This is a genomic window from Pseudomonas sp. MWU12-2319 (assembly GCF_023242525.1).
GTDB lineage: Bacteria > Pseudomonadota > Gammaproteobacteria > Pseudomonadales > Pseudomonadaceae > Aquipseudomonas > Aquipseudomonas gingeri_D.
The window spans coordinates 76,933-97,316 of sequence record NZ_JALJES010000016.1 but is presented as its reverse complement, the minus strand read 5'-3'; the positions used below and the strand labels follow the sequence as shown (position 1 = coordinate 97,316).

Below are 20,384 nucleotides of genomic sequence, written 5' to 3'. Positions count from 1 at the left end.
AGGCGCTTTAGCCCAATGCCAGTCAGTCACGCTGACTGGCATTTTCATTTGTGCTCGGATGCTTCGGGGATTCAAGTCTGATGGTCTTTGGAGGCATCACACTCCGACACAATTGCACTCATTACTCTGATCGCCTGGTGAGCTGATAGGCGCTTATAGTCTGTGCTTCGCTGCTAAATCAGCGAACGGATTTCGCAGTCCGTACACATTCTAACCAACAGCGCCGCAAGCCTGTTGTTGGCGTTTTCTCTCGCCTCCAATAAGCTTCCATGGCGACTGTGCGTGGGAGACCTTCGGGTCTGCCGGGTTTATGGTTGGAATTACCGGTCTGCGAACCCGCGCACAGTTGCCACCCATTTCGTTTCGCAGCGGACGGTGGTGACCCTTTAAGACATTTAAGGGAATTCCTACCATGCAAAGTAACGAACGCTTTACCCCCGTCGATACCGTAGCTTCCGAGCGCCCAGTCCTGTACATCGATAGCCATGCTCCCTTGGTTGACCTGCATGCCTGCGTCAGCGAGCGCATCGGTGCCTTGGGTAATATCCTGAGTCTTTTTTCTTGTTGTAGCTTGAATGACAGCGATCCAGGTGACATTGCTTCTATCGCCAACATCAGTCGAATCCTGTTGCAGGACGTCAATGATGTCTTCGCGGTGATTCAACGGCGTGGCCTGATGGCAGAGCGGCGCGTCTGCTGATTTTTACTCAACACTCTGCTGAGGCCGCGATAACCCGTTGGGTTTTATTGCGGCCCTTCCCTGAATTCGGTTTGCATGATCCTGATACGAAAACGACTTTCGCCTAATACCGAACGTTGAGGGGGGTTGAAGCTGAACTCGGCCTGATTTGAGATTGGTTCTTAACGGGTAGGTATTGGGCGCTTTCCTGCCATCAACGAGCACCTAACAACATGCTATCCCGAGAGGGAAATCCAGGCTGACGCAACTATTAGGAAAATCCTAATAGTTCGCCAGGAGAAGGCCCGTCGGATCAAGCGTGCCGCTGCGAGGTTTGAGGCGCGCGCGTTATCTCTTTGAAAATGGGTTCCCATCGGGTGAGAGGCAAAGGCCTTACTTGATAAAGCCTTTGATCGCCGCAATCGTCGGCACCGGCGCCTCTTCCATCAGCCAGTGACCCGCATCGGGAATCACCACCTCGGTGACATCGGTGGCGGCATTGCGCATCACGATGGCTTCGTTCGCGCCAAAGGACTTGGCGCCCCCTATTGCCAGCACCGGCATGTTCAGCTTGTTGCCCATCACCTTCTGGTTCTGCTCCGCGTCCTGGTTGATACTCAGGAACTGCGCGAATGCCGAATGCATTGCACCTGGGCGAGCATAGAACCGGGTGTAGTGCTGGCGGGTCGCTTCGTCGATTTTCGCGGGATCGCCGGCGAACTCGTTCCAGAATCGATCCAGATAAATTCGCTCGCGACCAGCAACCAGGCGTTCGGCATCCTTCCCACCGAAATTGAAATGCCACAGCGCAGGCATCCGTACGATCTGATCCCACGGTGGGATACCCGGTACCGGGGCATCCATCACGACCAGGCGATCAGTCTTGTCCGGGTAGCGAGCGGCATAGGCGTAGGCGACCATGGTGCCGATGTCATGCCCGACTATCGCGGCATGGTCGATCCCCAGCTTGCCCAGCACGGCGCGGATATCCGCCGCCTGGTTCCATTTGTCGTAACCCCCTTCAGGATGAGACGACAGCCCCATGCCACGCAGGTCGGGTACGACCACGGTATGGGTCTTGGCCAACTCGGCCGCCAACGGAGACCACATATCGCCAGTGTCGCCGAAGCCGTGGATCAGTACGACCGCTGAGCCTTGTCCGCCAGTCACGACATGGAGGGTCGCGCCGTTGGCTTGAATCTCTTGGGCGTGGAAGGACTTGGGGAATGGCCGGACTTCGGCGGCTGCCGGCAGGGCCAGAGCCAATGCGATCGCAGTCGCGGCAAAGTATTTGAGCATGATGGACTCCTAACCCTGCGGGGATGGCCACTTGGCGATCACTGTGAGCCCGAGGGAGTGACGCCAGTGTGGCCCCGGGCAATTCGAAGGAGTAGCCTTCGAATTCCTGATCAGGATTTCGGAAAAACCGAACAATCATGAAGCTCGATGGAATTGCGACCTTTGTGATGGTCGCCGAATGCAAGTCCCTGACTGAGGCCGCTCTCAGGCTCCGTGTATCCCGATCCGTGGTGAGCGATCGAATTGCCGAGCTCGAAAAAGAGCTGGGCACCAGCCTGCTGCAGAGAACGACTCGCAAGATTTCAGTGACTGAAGACGGGCATGAGTTTCTGGGGCGCGCAATCCGAATTGTAAAGGAGGTCGAGGAGGCGTCAGCCGCCATGTCCAAGCGCCGGGATACGCTTTCCGGCTCGCTGCGGATCTCGGCTCCTGTGACATTTGGGCGAATGCATCTTGGGCCGGCCTTGTACCCCTTTATGGCGCAGCACCCGGATATACAGATCACGCTGGATTTGAATGATCGCCGGGTGGACCCCTCCGCTGACGGGTTTGACGCCATCGTGCGGCACGGCGTGATCCAGGACCGCTATCTGGTGGCCTGGACGTTGGCCACCAGTCGGCGTGTACTTGTAGCGTCGCCGGAGTACCTGGCGCGCAATGGCAAGCCGACCACCCCTGCTGAGCTGGAAGGGCATCGAGGTATTTTCTACTCGAATCGCGGTGGTGCGGATTGGCGTTTCATGCAGCAAGGACACACCCTCATCGTCCATGGCCGGTCCGATTTGGTGCTCAACAATGGGGACCTGATGCGGGATGCGGCGGTGGCCGGTCTGGGCATTACCTTGCTGCCGCAGTTCATTGTCGGCGAGGCTCTCAAGGCCGGCTCCCTGGTGAAGATCGATATCGGCATAGAGGCTGAGCAGGAGTTCATCTATATCGCACATCCTGACGGTCAGCGCCCCTCGGCGAAGCTCAGGGCGCTGGCGGACTGGCTTCGTGAGGCATTTGGGAGCCCTCCTTATTGGGATGCGGTTTGAAGCGTTCATCCAGCCCTCGCAACACCTCGTAAATACCTCGCTGAGCCTCGACGCCATCCCTCCCTACACTCAAGAAACCGGCACTGAATTGAAGTGCCGGGAGTGTCATTTTTTGTCGATAAATGGATTTGGTTGTCAGTTGACAACCATTGCGCCTGGCGCAAGACTGGAGGCTATGGATGGCTAGAGCAAGACACCCGATCAAGGAGATCGAGAGCGTACTGCGTTATGCAGAGGAATTTGGCTGGCGAATCAAAGTAGGTGGTTCGCATGCCTGGGGCAGGATGTACTGCCCGCTTAACAGTGGGCTGTGCCGTTGCCAGGATCACTGTATCACTAGCATATGGAGTACGCCGCGTGACCTGATCAGTCATGCCCGCAATTTGCAGCGGGTGGTTGATGGTTGTGTCATCAACCACGCTAATGGCGATCCCCTGATCGCTTCTCCCAAGGAGTCGAACCATGGAGTATGAATTCACCCTGAGGTACCAGCTCTCGGAGCAGAACAACGATCCGGATGTATTGATTGAGCTCTTGTTTGAGTGCGGTTGCGATGACTCACTGATCGGCTGCGGAATCCCTGGAAGGCTGGCGCTGAAGTTCTCCCGGGATGCCGACAGCGCCGCTCAGGCATTGCTTAGCGCTTTGCAGGACGTCAAGCGTGCTATCCCCGATGCGCGTCTCATAGAGGTTGTGCCCGACCTGGTCGGCCTTTCAGATATCGCCGATATCGTCGGTGTTTCGCGGCAGAACATGCGCAAGCTCATGCTCAGTCATGGCGCGTCATTTCCGTTGGCGGTCCACGAAGGCAGCGCTTCCGTCTGGCACCTGGCGGAAGTCCTGGGCTGGCTCGAAGGCCGCGGCTATGACCTTCAGCCCTTGATGATTGAAACCGCGCAGGCGGCCCAGGATATCAACCTCACGAAAGCCACCAGCAAGCTCGGCTCGGTGAACCCCGAGTGGCTGGCGCTGGTGCTATGAATCGCCCGACATCAGCGGCTCAGCGCCTTGCCACATCCGAGAAGTAGAACTTGTCCAGGGTGTGCCGCGACTCGGTGTATTCGAACTGTCGGCCGTCCTGCAAAAACGTCTGGTTCTTCACCACGATCACATGGCTGGCCCCATCCAGGTCCAGGTGCAGCACATCGTCCCGGCTGCAACGGGCCGCCTCGATGGTGCGCTGGGCAAAGCTGATGCTCAGTTGCAGGGTTTTCTCGATATAGGCATAGATCGACTGTTCGGCGATCTCCCGGGTCAGGCCGGGGATCAGGTCGGCGACGAAATAGTTGATGTCGAGGATGATCCGCTTGCCGTCGATCCGCCGCACCCGCTTGATGCGAATCACCGAACTGCCCGGTTCGGCATCCAGGCGTTCCTGAAGCGAGCCCTCAAGGGCGATCTCGCTGAACTCCACCACTTCGGTGCCAATATTGCTGCCAAGACTGGAGTGGGCCTCCTGGAAACTGACGATGCCGCCCAATTGAAACTCGATCGGGCTGCGTGACAGCACGAAGGTGCCCTTGCCATGGATCTTCTGGGCGAAACCGCGTTCCTGCAGTTGCTCGATGGCCTTGCGCACGGTGCCGCGGCTGGCCTGGTAGCTGTCCATCAGTTCGGTTTCCGACGGCAGTCGGGCGCCTTTTTCCAATTGCTCTGTGGTAATGCTGGCAAGCAGATCACTGTAGATCTGGTTGTATTTGCTCATGCTGGTCGCTCTGGATCGAAAGTACTCGCCAACAGGGTAGCCGACGCTATGTGCTGTGATCCTGAACCTTAAGGGCAGGCCGAAACTTTGTCCATTTGTCGGATCTTTTACCGATAAACCCATAACTCGTCTGTACGAGTTATTGCTTTAACTCGTACAGACGAGTATTTTTCATTCCTGTGTGCTGCCAACACCCTCCAATAACAAGAAACAGTGGAAGAAAAGCATGAGCCACGACTATCCGAATATCGCCCGCGAGCTGCTGCAAGGCCTCGGTGGCGCTGAAAACCTCGAGCAGGCCGCTCACTGTGTCACCCGTCTGCGTCTGGCCCTCAAGGACCCGAGCCTGGTCGACAAGGCCGCGTTGTCCAATATCGACCTGGTGAAAGGCACCTTCTTCACCGGCGGCTTGTTCCAGATCGTCATCGGTCCGGGGGAAGTGGAGCGGGTCTACGCCGCCTTGCGCGAAATCACCGGGCTGGCCGCCTCGACCATCGCCGACGTCAAGCAGAAGAGCGCCGACAAGATCAACGCGGTACAGCGTCTGGTGCGGGTGTTCTCCGATGTGTTCATGCCGATCCTGCCGGCGCTGATCATTGCCGGCCTGCTGATGGGGGTGAACAACCTCATGGGCGCCAAGGGCATGTTCATCGACGGCAAGACCCTGCTGGAGGCCTATCCGTCCCTGGATGGTGTGTGGAGCCTGATCAACCTGATGGCCAACACCTCCTTCGTGTTCCTCCCGGCCCTGGTCGGCTGGTCGGCGGCCAAGCGGTTTGGCGGCAGTGAAATCCTCGGCATCGTGCTCGGCCTGATGCTGGTGCACCCCGACCTGCTCAATGCCTGGAACTACGGCAAGGCGGTCGCCGGCCTGGACGGCCAGAGCCTGCCGTACTTCAACATCTTCGGCTGGTTCCGGATCGAGAAGGTTGGCTACCAAGGGCAGATCCTGCCGATCCTGATGGCCGCCTATGTCATGAGCGTCATCGAGAAATGGCTGCGGGCGCGGGTGCCGAATGCCATTCAACTGCTGGTGGTGCCGATTACCACCATCGTCGTGACCGGCGTGCTGGCGCTGGCGGTCATCGGTCCGGTGACCCGTCACCTGGGCATCCTGATCACCGAAGGCGTGGTCATGCTGTTCGATGTGGCCCCGGTGCTCGGCGGCGCGATCTTCGGCCTGCTCTACGCGCCACTGGTGATCACCGGCATGCACCACATGTTCCTCGCGGTGGACCTGCAACTGATCGCCACCCAGGGCGGCACCTTTATCTGGCCGATGATCGTCATGTCCAACCTGGCCCAGGGCAGCGCGGCACTGGCGGTGTTCTACATGAGCCGCAATGCACGGGACCGCAGCATGGCGTCGACCTCGGCGATTTCCGCCTACTTCGGTATCACGGAGCCGGCGATGTTCGGCGTCAACCTGCGCTACAAGTTTCCGTTCTATGCCGCGCTGATCGGTTCGGCGCTGGGCAGCATCTTCCTCTCGCTGAACAAGGTCCAGGCCTCGGCCATCGGCGTGGGTGGCCTGCCGGGCTTTATCTCGATCATTCCGCAATACATCCCGATGTTTATCGTCGGCATGGTCATCGCCATGGTCGTGCCGTTCGTGCTGACCTGCGGGTTGAGCCTGAAAATCGTCCGGCCCGGCTACCGCGTCGCCTGATCCGGCAGCGTCAGCGCGAGGGTGCTCGCGCTGACGCCGCAAAACACCACACAGCTACCACTGGCACTACCAAGGAATCCCCATGCAAGACTGGCAGCGTTCGGTGATCTACCAGATCTACCCGAAAAGTTTCTACAGCCACTCAGGCCAGGCCACCGGCGATCTGCTGGGGGTGGTCGACAAGCTCGACTACCTCAAGTGGCTGGGCGTCGATTGCCTGTGGATCACGCCGTTCCTGCGTTCGCCGCAGCGTGACAACGGCTACGACATCAGCGACTACTACGCCATCGACCCGAGCTACGGGACCATGGCCGACTGCGACCTGCTGATCGCCGAAGCCGGCAAGCGTGGCATCACGCTGATGCTCGATATCGTGGTCAACCACACCTCCATCGAGCACGAATGGTTCCGCCAGGCCCGCAGCAGCCTCGACAACCCCTACCGGGACTTCTACATCTGGCGCGACCAGCCGAACAACTGGGAGTCGAAGTTCGGCGGCAATGCCTGGGAGTATGAGGCCCAGACCGGCCAGTACTACCTGCACCTGTTCGACCACACCCAGGCCGACCTGAACTGGGACAATCCCCAGGTGCGCCAGGAAGTGTTCAAGATGATGCGCTTCTGGCGCGACAAGGGTGTCGGTGGTTTCCGCCTGGATGTGATCAACCTGATCTCCAAGCCCGCCGACTTTCCCGAGGACGCCAGCGACGGCCGCCGTTTCTACACCGACGGTCCGAACGTGCACGACTACCTGCAGGAAATGCATCGCGAAGTCTTCGAAGGCCATGACCTGATCAATGTCGGCGAAATGTCCTCCACCAGCCTTGCGCACTGCATCCGCTATTCGCATCCGCAGTCCCGCGAGCTGTCGATGACCTTCAATTTCCATCACCTGAAGGTCGATTATCCGAACATGGAGAAATGGGTTCGCGCCGATTTCGATTTCCTAGAACTCAAGCGCATCCTCTCCGACTGGCAGACCGGCATGCAGGCCGGTGGTGGCTGGAATGCGCTGTTCTGGTGTAACCACGACCAGCCGCGGGTGGTCTCGCGCTTCGGTCATGACGGTGAATACCGGGACGTGTCGGCGAAGATGCTCGCCACCGCGTTGCATTTCCTCCAGGGCACGCCGTACATCTATCAAGGCGAAGAGCTGGGCATGACCAATCCGGGTTTCGAGTCCATCGAGCAGTACCGCGATGTCGAGACCCTGAACATCTACCGGCTCAAGCGCGAGGCCGGCGAGTCCGAAGCCCGGAGCATGGCGGCGATCATGCAGAAATCCCGCGACAACAGTCGCACGCCGATGCAATGGAATGCGCAGCCGAACGCCGGTTTCAGCACTGCCCAACCCTGGATCGATGTGCCGCCGAATGCGGCCTGGATCAACGTCGACAAGCAGTTCGACGATGCCGGCTCGGTGCTGCATCACTACCGCGCCCTGGTCGGTTTGCGGCGCAGCGAAGCGCTGATGGTGGACGGCGTCTACCGCCAGTTGTTGCCCGATCATCCACGGGTCTGGGCCTATGTGCGGGAAGGGCAGGGCGAGCGACTGTTGGTGGTGAACAACTTCTATGCCGAGCCTTGCGAAGTGGCGTTGCCCGAAGGCGTTTTCATCGACGGCCAGAGCCAGCGTCTGGTGATCGGCAACTACATCGACGACGTGCCGCGTAGCCGATATCTGTCGCTGAAACCTTACGAATCTTTTGTATTGCACCTGTCAGAAAAGTAAGACGTTTCATTCATTAAATGCCGTTCGCATCAAATCGTGCGCGGGAGAGCCGCGCCCGATAATCAACAAGCACTACACAATAAAAATAATGGGGGAGCCAATGAAAACAACAATAAATCGCGGTCTTGTGGTGTCTTGCGTATGCCTGGGGTTGCCATTCTCGGCCCAGGCCCTGGAGTTCGCCGGTTACTTGCGTAGCGGCCTGGGCGGTTCGACCGGCGGCGGCTCGCAAAGCTGTTTCCATTTGCCTGGTGCGCAATCCAAGTATCGCCTGGGTAACGAGTGTGAACAGTACGGGGAACTTGAGTTGCGCCAGGACGTGCTGAAACTCGATGACGGGTCGGTGGTCAGCGTCGACGGGATGGCGTCGCTGTACAACAAGTACGATCACAATCCCAGTTTCGACGGTGACAACGGCACGGTGCGGATGCCGCAGATGTTCGCCAAGTGGTCGAACCTGCCCTCGCTCAATGGCGGCTCGGTGTGGGCCGGGCGGCGTTACTACAAGCGTAACGACATCCATATCTCCGACTTCTACTACTGGAACCAGAGCGCCACGGGCGGTGGTATCGAGAATGTGAAGATCGGCGACCTGAAATACAGCTATGCCTTCTCGCGCAAGGACAACCTGTACCAGAAGGACTATATCAATCGTCACGACTTCAACGTCGCCGGCTTCAAGACCAATACCGATGGCGAAGTGGAACTCGGTGCCAGTTACCTCGATGCACCGAATCGCCGCGACACCCACCAAGGCTGGGCCATCACCGCGCAGCATGTGCAGAAGAACTTCCTCGGCGGCAAGAACAAGTTCGCCCTGCAATACGGCGAGGGACCGGGTACCGGGCTGGGCTACACCGGCGATCCGACCCTGGACACCAGCAACAAGAGCTACCGCGCGGTCGAGTTTTTCGACTGGCAGATCACCCGACAATTCGGTGGGCAGATCGAGGCCGTGTACCAGAAGGACATTCGTCCCGACGGCCAGGGCCAGAACTGGATCTCCCTGGGGGTACGTCCGACCTACGCCATTACCGAACAGTTCAAGCTGGTGACCGAACTGGGCCATGACCAGATCGAGGCGCCGGGCGGTACCCGCAAGCTCAGCAAGTTTACCTTCGCCCCTACCTGGTCACCCAGAGGTCCGGATTTCTGGACTCGGCCGGAGATACGCCTCTACTACACCTATGCCAGCTGGAACGCGGCGGCCCAGCGTGCGGCCAATCAGTTCGATGCGGGGTCGGCGTTGTCCGATACCGGTAGTTTCGGCAGCGCCCTGCATGGCTCCAATTTCGGTGTGCAGGTCGAGTATTGGTGGGAATAAGTCCTATGCTGGCGTGGCCTTCGCCGCGCCGGCGCTTCAAAGAACAATGATAAAGGTGATGTCATGACCGCAACCTCTTCCCTGGAACTGCTCGCGCCCCTGTCCGGGGTGCTGATCGAACTGGATCAGGTGCCTGATCCGGTGTTCTCCAGTCGCATGATCGGCGACGGCCTGTGCATCGACCCGACCTCCGCGGTGCTCTGCGCACCGTTGGCCGGGGTGGTGAGCAATCTCCAGGCCAGCGGCCATGCCATCAGCATTACCGATGATCTGGGCGTGCAGGTGCTGATGCATATCGGCCTGGACACCGTGCAGTTGCAGGGCAAGGGTTTCACCGCACTGGTCCGTGAGGGCGAGCGGGTGACGGCCGGGCAGGCGCTGATCGAGTTCGATGTCGACTACATCGCCTTGCACGCCCGCAGTCTGTTGACCCTGGTGTTGGTGGTCAGTGGCGAGACGTTCACCCGGCTGGCTCCGGCCAGTGGTTTGATTGAAAGCGGCGCGCCACTGTTGCGGATCGAGCACAACGGCGCATCGGCGGGCCCGGTGGTGGAAGAGGAAGGCGAGGCGTTGTTCTCAAGCCCCGTGACCTTGCCCAACACCAACGGTCTGCACGCCCGTCCGGCGGCGGTGCTGGCCCAGGCGGCCAAGGGTTTTGCCGCGAGCATCGTGGTGCATCGGCGCCAGGACAGCGCGAATGCCAAGTCCCTGGTGGCGATCATGGCCTTGCAGACGGTGCGTGGCGATGTGTTGCAGGTCAGTGCGGTGGGCGAGGATGCCCAGGCCGCCATCGAAGCGTTGGCGGCCTTGCTGGCCGAGGGGTGTGGTGAGTCGGTCGAGCCTGCGGCGGTGATCGATATTCCCGTGGTGGTCGAGGCGTCTTCACCGAGCCTGTTGCGCGGCGTTTGTGCTTCGCCGGGTTCGGCGTTCGGTCGGGTGGTGCAGGTGGCCGAACAGCGGCTGGAAGTTCCGGAATTCGGTTCCGACGAGCCCCATGAGCGCGCATCGCTCGAACGGGCTCTGGACGAGGCGACCCAGGCCTTGCAGCGGCTGCGGGACAACACCGAGGGCAGCGCTCAGGCGCAGATTTTCCGCGCGCATCAGGAATTGCTGGAAGACCCGAGCCTGCTGGAGCAGGCCCGGGTCCTGCTCGCCCAGGGTAAAAGCGCGGCGTTCGCCTGGCGCCAGGTCACCGAGGACACCTGCGCGTTGTTCGAACGCCTGGGCAGCAGCTTGCTGGCGGAGCGCGCGCTGGATTTGAAGGACGTCGGCCAGCGCGTGCTGCGGCTGATTCTCGGGGTCGAGGAGCGGGTCACCGAGATGCCGGACGACGCCATCCTGATTGCCGAGCAACTGACCCCGTCGCAAACGGCCGCACTCGATACCCGTCGGGTCCTCGGCTTCGTCACCGTCGGTGGTGGGGCGACCAGCCATGTGGCGATCCTGGCCCGGGCATTCGGTTTGCCGGCGCTCTGTGGTTTGCCCGCCGAGGTCCTGAAGGTGCCCGCCGGTACCCAGGTGCTGCTCGATGCCGACCTCGGGCGCCTGCACCTGATGCCGGAAGAGGCGGATGTGCAACGCCTCTTGGTCAAGCGCCAGCAGCAACACCAGCGCCACCAGCGCGAGAAGGAACAGGCGTCCGAGGCGGCGCGCACCCGTGACGGTCATCATTTCGAGGTGACCGCCAACGTCGCCTCGCTGCAAGAGGTGGAGCAGTCTTTGACCCTGGGCGGCGAAGGGGTCGGTTTGCTGCGCTCCGAGTTTCTCTATCTGGAACGCCAGAGTGCGCCGAGTGTCGAGGAGCAGGCGGCGACTTATTCGGCCATTGCCCGCGCCTTGGGGCCGCAGCGCAATCTGGTGGTACGGACCCTTGACGTCGGTGGCGACAAACCCCTGGCCTACGTGCCGATGGACACCGAGGCCAACCCTTTCCTCGGTATGCGCGGCATTCGTTTGTGCCTGCAACGCCCGGAACTGCTGCGTCAGCAATTGCGGGGGATTCTTGCCTGTGCCGGGCTGACCCAGTTGCACATCATGCTGCCGATGATTACTCAACTGTCCGAGTTGCGTCAGGCGCGCCAGTTCCTCGAGGATGAGGCCCTGGCGCTGGGCCTCAAGGCGTTGCCGAAACTGGGGATCATGATCGAAGTGCCGGCGGCGGCCCTGATGGCCGATCTGTTCGCCCCCGAGGTGGACTTCTTTTCCATCGGCACCAATGACCTGACCCAATACACCCTGGCCATGGACCGTGATCACCCGCAACTGGCGAGCCAGGCCGACAGCCTGCACCCGGCGGTATTGCGCCTGATCGCCACCACCGTGAAAGCCGCCCATGCCCATGGCAAGCCGGTCAGCGTGTGTGGCGCGCTGGCCTCCGAGGCCTTGGCGGTGCCGGTGTTGCTGGGCCTGGGCGTGGATGAGTTGTCGGTCAGCGTACCGCTGATTCCGGCGATCAAGGCCGCGGTCCGCGAGGTCGAGTTGACGGAGTGCCAGGTACTGGCGCAACGGATTCTTGGCCTGGAAAACGCCGGGCAGGTGCGTGAAGCCTTGCTCGATCATCAACACACCACGGCGCTGCAGCCGCGGGTCCTGGAGAACTGAACATGTTCGAGAAATTTCAGCGGGCATTCTGGAAAGCCCTGACGCCGGACCTGGTGGCGGATCAACCGAGTACGCCGGTTGCCACGGCAGAAGAGGCGTTGCGCCCGGAGATCGTCGCGGCCCTGGGTGGCGAAGGCAATCTCAAGTCCCACCAGCGCGTGGCCCTGACCCGCCTGCGTGTGGCCTTGAATGACAGTGCCCGGATCGATCAGTCGGCATTGCGGGCGGCGGGTGTCGCCGGCGTGATGATATTGGCCGGTGGCGTGACCCATTTGTTGTTGGGTCTGGACTGATTTTCTTACGGTTTCGCAACTGCGGGTGTATCGTATTCGCCTTTTGCGCGCCCTGGTGCGCGGCTGAATAGGTGAGGTGGTTGCGTTCATGTCCTTTACCCGTCGACAGATACTCGGTGGACTGGCCGGTCTTGCAGTGGTGGGCGTTGGCGCCGGCGGTGCATCGCGTTACTGGTTGGGGAAAATGGCCGACGCCGATGCCGGCCATGACTATGAGCTGATCGCCGCGCCCCTGGACGTAGAGCTGGTGGCCGGGCATCAAACCCCGGCCTGGGCCTTCGGCCCGTCGGCACCGGGCACCGAGTTGCGGGTGCGTCAGGGCGAGTGGCTGCGGGTGCGCTTTATCAACCACCTGCCGGTGGCTACCACCATTCACTGGCACGGTATCCGCCTGCCGCTGGAAATGGACGGCGTGCCCTACGTGTCGCAACTGCCGGTATTGCCCGGCGAATACTTCGACTACAAGTTTCGTGTCCCGGATGCCGGCAGCTACTGGTATCACCCCCACGTCAACAGCAGTGAGGAACTGGGGCGCGGGCTGGTCGGCCCGCTGATCGTCGAAGAGCGAGAGCCCAGCGGTTTCCAGCACGAACGCACCTTGAGCCTGAAAAGCTGGCACGTCGATGAAGCCGGCGCCTTCGTGCCTTTCAGCATTCCCCGTGAAGCCGCGCGTGGGGGCACGGCGGGGCGCCTGTCGACCGTCAATGGCGTGTCGCAAGCCGTGGTCGACTTACCGGCCGGAGAGATCACTCGGGTTCGCCTGCTCAACCTCGACAACACCCTGACCTATCGGCTCAATATCCCCGGTGTCGAGGCGCAGATCTATGCGCTGGACGGCAATCCGGTGGAGCCGCGTCCGTTGGGCAAGGAATACTGGCTGGGACCGGGGATGCGCATCTGCCTGGCGATCAAGGCGCCGGCGGCTGGTGAAGAGCTATCGCTGCGTAACGGTCCGGTGCGTCTGGCGACCTTTCGTTCGGTGGCCGACAGCGGCATGGCGACCGACTGGCCGAAGGCCTTGCCGGCCAATCCCATAGCCGAGCCGGACCTGGCGAACGCAGAAAAGCTCAACTTCAATTTCGAATGGGTTGGCTCGGTTTCGGTGAACGTCGATAATGGCCAGCCGCCGAGCCTCTGGCAGATCAATGGCAAGGCCTGGGACATCACCGACAAGACCTGCGCCGACCGACCCATCGCCAAGCTGGTGAAGGGCAAGAGCTATATTTTCGAATTGAAGAACATGACCCAGTATCAGCACCCGATCCACTTGCACGGCATGAGCTTCAAGGTCATCGCCTCGAACCGCAAGGCGATCACGCCGTACTTCACCGACACCTACCTGCTGGGCAAGAACGAGCGGGCGCGGGTGGCGTTGGTGGCGGATAACCCGGGGGTGTGGATGTTCCATTGCCATGTGATCGACCATATGGAAACCGGCCTGATGGCCGCCATCGAGGTGGCCTGATGCGTCAGATACGGCCGGCGCCGATCATCGACCGCAGCCGCGACCAGGACTTCATGCGTGAAGCCCTGGCGCTGGCTGCCCAAGGTGCCTTGTTGGGCGAGGTGCCGGTGGGTGCGGTACTGGTGCAGGACGGCGAGATCATCGGGCGTGGCTTCAATTGCCCGATCAGCGGCAGTGATCCGAGCGCCCATGCCGAGATGGTCGCCATCCGCGCCGCCGCCCAGGCGCTCGACAACTACCGGCTGCCGGGCAGCACGCTGTACGTGACCCTGGAGCCGTGCAGCATGTGCGCCGGGTTGATCGTGCATTCGCGGATCGCGCGGGTGGTCTACGGCGCACTGGAACCCAAGGCCGGGATCGTGCAGAGCCAGGGGCAGTTCTTTACCCAGGACTTTCTCAATCACCGGGTGTTGTTCGAAGGTGGGGTACTGGCCGAGGAGTGCGGGGCGATCCTCAGCGAGTTCTTCAAGGCCCGCAGAAGCAAGTCCTGAGTAGGGTTGTTGTGGGGGCCTGTCTTGAGGGCCCTTTCGCGGCGGTGCGGCGTCCCGACAAGCTCCGCTCCCACAGGTTTTGTGTCGTACACAATATTCCGATTCGACTCAAATACTGTGGGAGCGGAGCTTGCCCGCGAAGGCGTCAGATCTGACACCGCCTACTTGCGGGCGACCATCACCGCCCGCATCGGCGCCGGCAGCCCTTCGATGGTCTTGCTGTGATCCTCCGGATCCAGGAAGTCACTCAACGACTGATACTTCATCCACTCGGTCCCGCGCTGTTCCTGCACCGTGGTCACGCTCACATCGACACAGCGCACATCGCTGAACCCGGCGCGCCGCAGCCAGCGCTCCAGCGCCGGAACCGACGGCAGGAACCAGACATTGCGCATCTGCGCATAACGATCTTCCGGCATCAGCACCTGATGCTCGTCACCTTCCACCACCAGGGTTTCCAGCACCAGTTCGCCGCCCTTGACCAGGCAATCCTTGAGCGCCAGCAAATGCTCGATGGGCGAGCGCCGATGGTAGAACACGCCCATGGAAAACACCGTGTCAAAGCCTTCCAGCTCAGCCGGCAGGTCCTCGAAGGGGAATGGCAGGTGCCAGGACGACGGCTCCGACAAGTAACGTTGCACCGCCTGGAACTGGCAGAAGAACAGCCAGTTCGGATCGACCCCGATCACCGTGTCCGCGCCGGCCCCGAGCATGCGCCACATGTAGTAGCCGTTGCCGCAACCGACATCGAGAATGCGCTTGCCCTTGAGGTCTAGGTGCGGGGCGACCCGCGACCACTTCCAGTCCGAGCGCCATTCGGTGTCGATATGCACGCCGAACAGATCGAACGGGCCTTTGCGCCACGGGCACAAGCCCATCAGCGCCGTGCGCATCTGCGCGCGGGTGGCCTCGTCGCAATCCGTGTCCAGGGTCAGGCCGTTGAGCAGATCGACCTGGGTCGGCTGGATCTTCGGCAGCGCATCGAGCGCACTCTGCCAGCGTTCCAGGTCGCCATGACCTTTTTCCATGCGGGCATCGAGTTGCGCTTGCAGGCCGTTGGCCCATTCGGCCAAAGGGGTGCCAGCCAGACGGCGGGCGAGGGGAGACAGATCGATCATGGCAGGGCAATCAACGAGGCAAAGTTAAGGCATTGGAACCAGGGCACGACTTTCGAGAAACCTGCGGCCAGCAGGCGTTCGCGGTGCTCTTCGAGGCTGTCGGGTTTCATGACGTTTTCGATGGCGCTGCGCTTCTGGGCAATTTCCAGTTCGCTGTAGCCATTGGCGCGTTTGAAGGCGATGTGCAGGTCGGTGAGCAGCGCGTGTTCTTCGGGATCATTGAAGCGCAGTTTCTCCGAGAGAATCAGCGCACCGCCGGGCAGCAAGGCCTGGCGGATACGCCCGAGCAGGGCCTGGCGCTGTTCGGGGGCGATAAATTGCAGGGTGAAGTTCAGCGCCACCACCGAGGCCGGCTGGAATTCCAGGGCGAGGATATCGCCCTCGATCACGTCCACCGGCAGCAGCTCCTGGAACATCGAGTCCTGGCCGTTGAGGTATTGGCGGCAGCGTTCGACCATGGCCGCGGAGTTATCCACCGCGATCACCCGGCACCCGTCGCTGCGCACATGGCGGCGCAGGGCCTGGGTCACCGCGCCGAGGGAACTGCCCAGATCGTAGAGCACGCTGTGGGGCTGGGCGAACTGCGCGGCGAGCACGCCGAGGTTTTCGACAATGGTCGGGTAGCCGGGCACCGAGCGCTTGATCATGTCCGGGAAGACCCGCACCACGTCTTCGTTGAAGGCGAAGTCCGGCACCTGGGCCAGGGGCTGGGCGAAAAGGCGATCGGGTTCTTTGCTCACGACGGTTCCGGCGGATGCTGAAAAGGCCGGCATTTTAGCCAAGTTGGCGCCGCGATGCGCGCTTTGTCGGATAAAACGCCAAGCCTGCACGCCCCGAAAACTAAAACTGTAGGAGCGAGCTTGCTCGCGATGGGCGTCAACGATAACGCGGGGTATCTGGATGCCAGTGGTGTCCTTGCGTTCATCGCGAGCAAGCTCGCTCCTACAGAAGGGCAGAAGGGCAGAAGGGCAGAAGAGTAGAGGAGTAGAGGAGCAGAGGAGCAGAGGAGCAGAGGAACAGAGGAACAGAGGAACAGAGGAACAGAGGAGCAGGCTGCGTTCAGCGCGGCTTCTGGCTGAAGGCCGAGGCCGCAATGCCCCATTGTCCCAGCCAGTAGGCAATGATGATCAGGTAGGGCGCGGCAGCGAACTTGACCACGAAGCGATCAATACCGATCAGGCTGTCGGAGAAGGCGAAGGTCAGGGCGCCGGCCGCCGCCAACAGCGCGGAGCGCTTGGGCACATCGGTACCCAGTCGGGCCAGGGCGCGCCAGAGCATGGCGCTGATGGCCAGTGCGTAAACCGTGACCGGGATCAGCAGGTCGCCCAGGCCCTTGGACATCAGGATGCCGAGCAACCCGACGCCGATCAGCAGGGCCAGCAACAAGGGCAATGGCGCCAACCGACGGCAGTCGCCCAGGTAAGCCTTGAGATAAGCCAGGTGCGCGACGAGAAACGCGCCCAGGCCGAACACGAACAGATCGCCCGGCCAGGCCAGCAGCACGTCTCCCAGCAGGGAAAAGATCAAACCCAGGCCGATCCAGCGGCGATACTCCGTCACCGGCGCATCGTGCAACCAGCCGAGCAGGACCAGTACCGGCACCGGCTTGGTCAGCAGGCACAGCATCGGCAGCTCGATGCTCACGCCGTAGAGGAACGCGGCAGCCCCCATCAGGGCGAGGATCAGCCAAGGCATGTCAGTTCACCGTGATCGGGCAGTCGAAGCTCTGGGCCGGCGTGGCTTCCGGTTCCCAGGGTTGCTGGTAGGTCAGGCGCAGGCGCCCGGTGCCGGCGGCGAAGGCCTGGAAGCGCCAGGTCGATTGCCCGCCGCTGCCCACCAGGCCGTTGTCGTCGGGATTGTGGTAGACCTCCGGGCCGAGGCTTTTCAGCACGCCGCCCGCCGAGTCCTGGATGGCCCAGCGAAAACCGGTGGTGGGGTTGCTGGGCAGGCTGAGGATCATGTTCTGCCCGGTCTTGAGTTGCATCGGGCAGTCACTTTGTTTTTCCAGCGTCACGTTCTGGCGCGGTTGCTGGGCACAGGCGGCGAGCAAGGCGAGGCTTAACGGCAGCAGCAGGCGAGTCGGGGTCATAGTGTCTCCAGTTGTTACAGCGATGACCGAGCATAACCTGTGGAGCTGGGGTTGCACTAATGCCTGTGAAGCAAGACCGAATATGATCCTGAAGGGGCGGTAATTGCCGCCAAAAGCTTCGCGGGCAAGCCCTGCTCCTACAGTTCATCGTCGAACGCAAAACTTGTGCACGACATAATCCTGTAGGAGCAGGGCTTGCCCGCGAAGAGGCCCGTGAGAACGCTGAAAATCTCACGGGCGAGCCAGATGCCTGCTGTTTAGAACAGAATCTTCGCCGCATCCGAGAAACGTTTGGCGAAATGCACGGTAATGCCTTCCTTCAAGTAATCCGGCAACTCCTCGAAATGCCCACGGTTGGCTTCCGGCAGGATCAGCTCGAACAGCTTCTGCCGCCGCGCCGCAATCACCTTTTCCCGCACCCCGCCAATCGGCAGCACATGCCCGGTCAGCGTCAGCTCACCGGTCATGGCCACGCCCTTTTTCGGCGGCTGGTTGCGCGCCAGGGACAGCAACGCACTGGCCATGGTCACCCCGGCACTCGGACCGTCTTTCGGCGTCGCGCCCTCTGGCACATGCAAATGCACAAAGGCTTTATCGAAAAACTCCGGATCGCCACCAAACTGCTTCAGATGCGAACTGACGTAGCTATAGGCGATCTCCGCCGACTCCTTCATCACCTCACCCAGTTGCCCGGTGAGCTTGAACCCCCGGTTGAGCGTATGAATGCGAGTCGCTTCAATCGGCAAGGTGGCGCCACCCATGCTGGTCCAGGCCAGCCCCGTGATCACACCGACCCCGGAGAGCACCTGCTCATTACGGAACACCGGCATGCCCAGCGAGGCTTCAAGGTCCTTGTTGCCGATCTTGATCGCCGTGTCCGGCGCGTCCAGCAACTTGACCACCGCCTTGCGCACCAGTTTGCCCAGTTGTTTCTCCAACTGACGGACCCCGGCTTCCCGGGCGTAGCCGTCGATCACCGCCCGCAAGGCACCGTCGCTGATGCTCAGGCTGCTTTTGCTGACGCCGGCTTTTTCCAGCTGCTTGGGCCACAGGTGGCGCTTGGCGATGGCGATTTTTTCCTCGGTGATATAGCCCGACAGGCGAATCACTTCCATCCGGTCCAGCAACGGACCCGGGATCGAATCCAGGGTGTTGGCGGTGCAGATGAACAGCACTTTCGACAGGTCCAGGCGCAGGTCCAGGTAGTGGTCGAGGAAATCCACGTTCTGTTCCGGGTCGAGGGTTTCCAGCAGCGCCGACGCCGGGTCGCCCTGGAAGCTCTGGCCCATCTTGTCGATCTCGTCGAGCATGATCACCGGGTTCATCACCTCGACCTCTTTCAAGGCCTGCACCAACTTGCCCGGCTGGGCACCGATATAGGTGCGGCGGTGGCCCTTGATCTCGGCTTCATCGCGCATGCCGCCGACGCTGAAGCGATAGAACGGCCGCCCGAGGGATTCGGCGATGGATTTGCCGACGCTGGTCTTGCCCACCCCCGGCGGCCCCACCAACAGCACGATGGAACCGCTGATCTCGCCCTTGTAGGCGCCGACCGCGAGGAATTCGAGGATCCGCGCCTTGATGTCATCCAGGCCGGCATGGTGCTGGTCGAGGACCTTGCGCGCGTGCTTGAGGTCGAGCTTGTCTTCGCCATACACGCCCCAGGGCAGGGCGGTGGCCCATTCCAGGTAATTACGGGTGACGGCGTATTCCGGCGAGCCGGTCTCGAGGATCGACAGCTTGTTCATTTCCTCGGTGATGCGCTTTTGCGCCTGGGCCGGCAGGACCTTGCCCTGCAAGCGCTGTTCGAACTGTTCGACGTCGGCGCTGCGGTCGTCCTTGGTCAGGCCCAGCTCCTGCTGGATGACCTTGAGCTGCTCCTTGAGGAAGAACTCGCGCTGGTGCTCGCCGATCTTGCGGTTCACCTCGGCGGAGATTTCCTTTTGCAGCCGCGCGACTTCGACTTCCTTGCGCAGCATCGGCAGGACTTTTTCCATGCGCTTGAGCATCGGTACGCAGTCGAGCACTTCCTGCAACTCGTTACCGGTGGCCGAAGTCAGGGCGGCGGCGAAGTCGGTCAGCGGCGACGGGTCGTTGGGGCTGAAACGGTTGAGATAATTCTTCAGCTCTTCGCTGTACAGCGGATTGAGCGGCAAGAGCTCCTTGATCGCATTGATCAGGGCCATGCCGTAGGCCTTGACTTCGTCGGTCGGCTCGCTCGGCTGGTGCGGGTATTCGACTTCCACCAGGTACGGTGGGCGATGGTGCTTGAGCCAGGTGCGGATGCGCACCCGAGTCAGGCCCTGGGCGACAAACTGCAATTTGCCGCCTTCGCGACTGGCATGGTGGACTTTCACCAGAGTGCCATACTCGGGCAGGGCCTTGGTGTCGAAATGGCGGGTGTCTTCGCTGGGCGTGTCCATGAAGAACAGCGCCAGGGAGTGGTGATCGGATTTGCTCACCAGTTCCAGGGTTTCGGCCCAGGGTTCTTCGTTGACGATCACCGGCAGCACCTGGGCCGGGAAGAACGGGCGGTTGTGGATCGGGATGATATAGACCTTGTCCGGCAGGTTCTGCCCGGGCAGGGCCAGGCCGGTGCCGGAGGCGCTCGCGGCGTTGGCGTCGTCAAGGGTGTGTTCGGTGTCGGCCTCTAGGGTCGGATGTTCAGGGAATTCCTGCTGCTCGCTCATGGGGCACCTGCACAGTGATATATGCCAGTTAGATGGGGCGAGCCGCCGGTGGTTTCAATGGCCGGGAGTATAGCTTTGCGAAAGTCGGCCGATAGTTGATCAATAAGCGTTGTACAGAAGTGTTTTGCATGTAAAGGTTTTGCCGATCAAGCGGTTGGTCGTCGGCTGTGCCAGGATAGTGGCTAATGGCCG

18 protein-coding genes are annotated in these 20,384 nt (G+C 61.2%); 11 read left to right on the top strand and 7 right to left on the bottom strand.

Annotated elements, in window-relative coordinates:
- Positions 1–412 precede the first annotated feature (412 nt).
- Positions 413–700, top strand: coding sequence for a fructose-bisphosphate aldolase (locus M5C01_RS24120; RefSeq protein WP_152740958.1), 288 nt, complete (start codon positions 413–415; stop codon positions 698–700).
- A gap of 372 nt (positions 701–1,072) precedes the next feature.
- Here M5C01_RS24120 and M5C01_RS24115 read toward each other — a convergent pair whose 3' ends face one another.
- Positions 1,073–1,978, bottom strand: a complete 906-nt coding sequence (locus M5C01_RS24115) for an alpha/beta hydrolase (protein WP_152740957.1) — start codon at positions 1,976–1,978, stop codon at positions 1,073–1,075.
- Positions 1,979–2,115: 137 nt separating this feature from the next.
- Between M5C01_RS24115 and M5C01_RS24110 the strand changes: the two genes are divergently transcribed.
- The 3 genes from M5C01_RS24110 to M5C01_RS24100 all read left to right on the top strand — a co-directional run bounded on the left by M5C01_RS24110 (position 2,116) and on the right by M5C01_RS24100 (position 3,996).
- Complete coding sequence (locus M5C01_RS24110; RefSeq protein ID WP_152740956.1) at positions 2,116–3,015, top strand: LysR family transcriptional regulator; 900 nt, start codon at positions 2,116–2,118, stop codon at positions 3,013–3,015.
- A 179-nt stretch (positions 3,016–3,194) separates the two neighbouring features.
- The gene (locus tag M5C01_RS24105; RefSeq protein ID WP_152740955.1) at positions 3,195–3,488 is read left to right on the top strand and encodes a hypothetical protein; all 294 of its coding nucleotides are present in this window, start codon (positions 3,195–3,197) and stop codon (positions 3,486–3,488) included.
- Entirely contained in the window at positions 3,478–3,996 is a 519-nt protein-coding gene (locus M5C01_RS24100) for a DNA-binding protein (RefSeq protein ID WP_103498524.1), read from the top strand. The genes M5C01_RS24105 and M5C01_RS24100 overlap by 11 nt, the downstream gene beginning before the upstream one ends.
- A gap of 19 nt (positions 3,997–4,015) precedes the next feature.
- Here M5C01_RS24100 and treR read toward each other — a convergent pair whose 3' ends face one another.
- A complete protein-coding gene (treR, locus tag M5C01_RS24095; RefSeq protein WP_152740954.1) occupies positions 4,016–4,720 on the bottom strand; it encodes a trehalose operon repressor in 705 nt (234 codons plus the stop codon).
- A gap of 226 nt (positions 4,721–4,946) precedes the next feature.
- Between treR and treP the strand changes: the two genes are divergently transcribed.
- The 7 genes from treP to tadA all read left to right on the top strand — a co-directional run bounded on the left by treP (position 4,947) and on the right by tadA (position 14,295).
- Complete coding sequence (gene treP / locus M5C01_RS24090; RefSeq protein WP_152740953.1) at positions 4,947–6,389, top strand: PTS system trehalose-specific EIIBC component; 1,443 nt, start codon at positions 4,947–4,949, stop codon at positions 6,387–6,389.
- A gap of 82 nt (positions 6,390–6,471) precedes the next feature.
- Complete coding sequence (treC, locus tag M5C01_RS24085) at positions 6,472–8,121, top strand: alpha,alpha-phosphotrehalase (protein WP_152740952.1); 1,650 nt, start codon at positions 6,472–6,474, stop codon at positions 8,119–8,121.
- A 100-nt stretch (positions 8,122–8,221) separates the two neighbouring features.
- The gene (locus M5C01_RS24080; protein ID WP_103498520.1) at positions 8,222–9,445 is read left to right on the top strand and encodes a carbohydrate porin; all 1,224 of its coding nucleotides are present in this window, start codon (positions 8,222–8,224) and stop codon (positions 9,443–9,445) included.
- A 63-nt stretch (positions 9,446–9,508) separates the two neighbouring features.
- Entirely contained in the window at positions 9,509–12,046 is a 2,538-nt protein-coding gene (gene ptsP / locus M5C01_RS24075; protein WP_152740951.1) for a phosphoenolpyruvate--protein phosphotransferase, read from the top strand.
- 2 nt (positions 12,047–12,048) lie between these two features.
- Positions 12,049–12,339, top strand: a complete 291-nt coding sequence (locus M5C01_RS24070; protein ID WP_152740950.1) for a PTS transporter subunit EIIB — start codon at positions 12,049–12,051, stop codon at positions 12,337–12,339.
- An 88-nt stretch (positions 12,340–12,427) separates the two neighbouring features.
- Complete coding sequence (locus M5C01_RS24065; protein WP_152740949.1) at positions 12,428–13,804, top strand: multicopper oxidase family protein; 1,377 nt, start codon at positions 12,428–12,430, stop codon at positions 13,802–13,804.
- Positions 13,804–14,295, top strand: a complete 492-nt coding sequence (tadA, locus tag M5C01_RS24060) for a tRNA adenosine(34) deaminase TadA (RefSeq protein WP_103498516.1) — start codon at positions 13,804–13,806, stop codon at positions 14,293–14,295. Before M5C01_RS24065 ends, tadA begins: the two co-directional genes overlap by 1 nt.
- Before the next feature lie 161 nt (positions 14,296–14,456).
- Here tadA and cmoB read toward each other — a convergent pair whose 3' ends face one another.
- From cmoB to lon, 5 genes are all read right to left on the bottom strand, one after another.
- Complete coding sequence (cmoB, locus tag M5C01_RS24055) at positions 14,457–15,413, bottom strand: tRNA 5-methoxyuridine(34)/uridine 5-oxyacetic acid(34) synthase CmoB (protein ID WP_152740948.1); 957 nt, start codon at positions 15,411–15,413, stop codon at positions 14,457–14,459.
- Positions 15,410–16,186: a carboxy-S-adenosyl-L-methionine synthase CmoA gene (cmoA, locus tag M5C01_RS24050; protein ID WP_152741018.1), complete on the bottom strand. Its 777-nt coding sequence runs from the start codon at positions 16,184–16,186 to the stop codon at positions 15,410–15,412. The genes cmoB and cmoA overlap by 4 nt, the downstream gene beginning before the upstream one ends.
- Before the next feature lie 286 nt (positions 16,187–16,472).
- Positions 16,473–17,108 (bottom strand): lysoplasmalogenase, encoded by a 636-nt coding sequence (locus M5C01_RS24045; RefSeq protein ID WP_152740946.1) that lies wholly within the window; start codon positions 17,106–17,108, stop codon positions 16,473–16,475.
- 1 nt (position 17,109) lies between these two features.
- Positions 17,110–17,502, bottom strand: coding sequence for a protease inhibitor I42 family protein (locus tag M5C01_RS24040; protein ID WP_103494381.1), 393 nt, complete (start codon positions 17,500–17,502; stop codon positions 17,110–17,112).
- A gap of 257 nt (positions 17,503–17,759) precedes the next feature.
- Positions 17,760–20,192: an endopeptidase La gene (lon, locus tag M5C01_RS24035; protein ID WP_103494380.1), complete on the bottom strand. Its 2,433-nt coding sequence runs from the start codon at positions 20,190–20,192 to the stop codon at positions 17,760–17,762.
- Positions 20,193–20,384 lie beyond the last annotated feature (192 nt).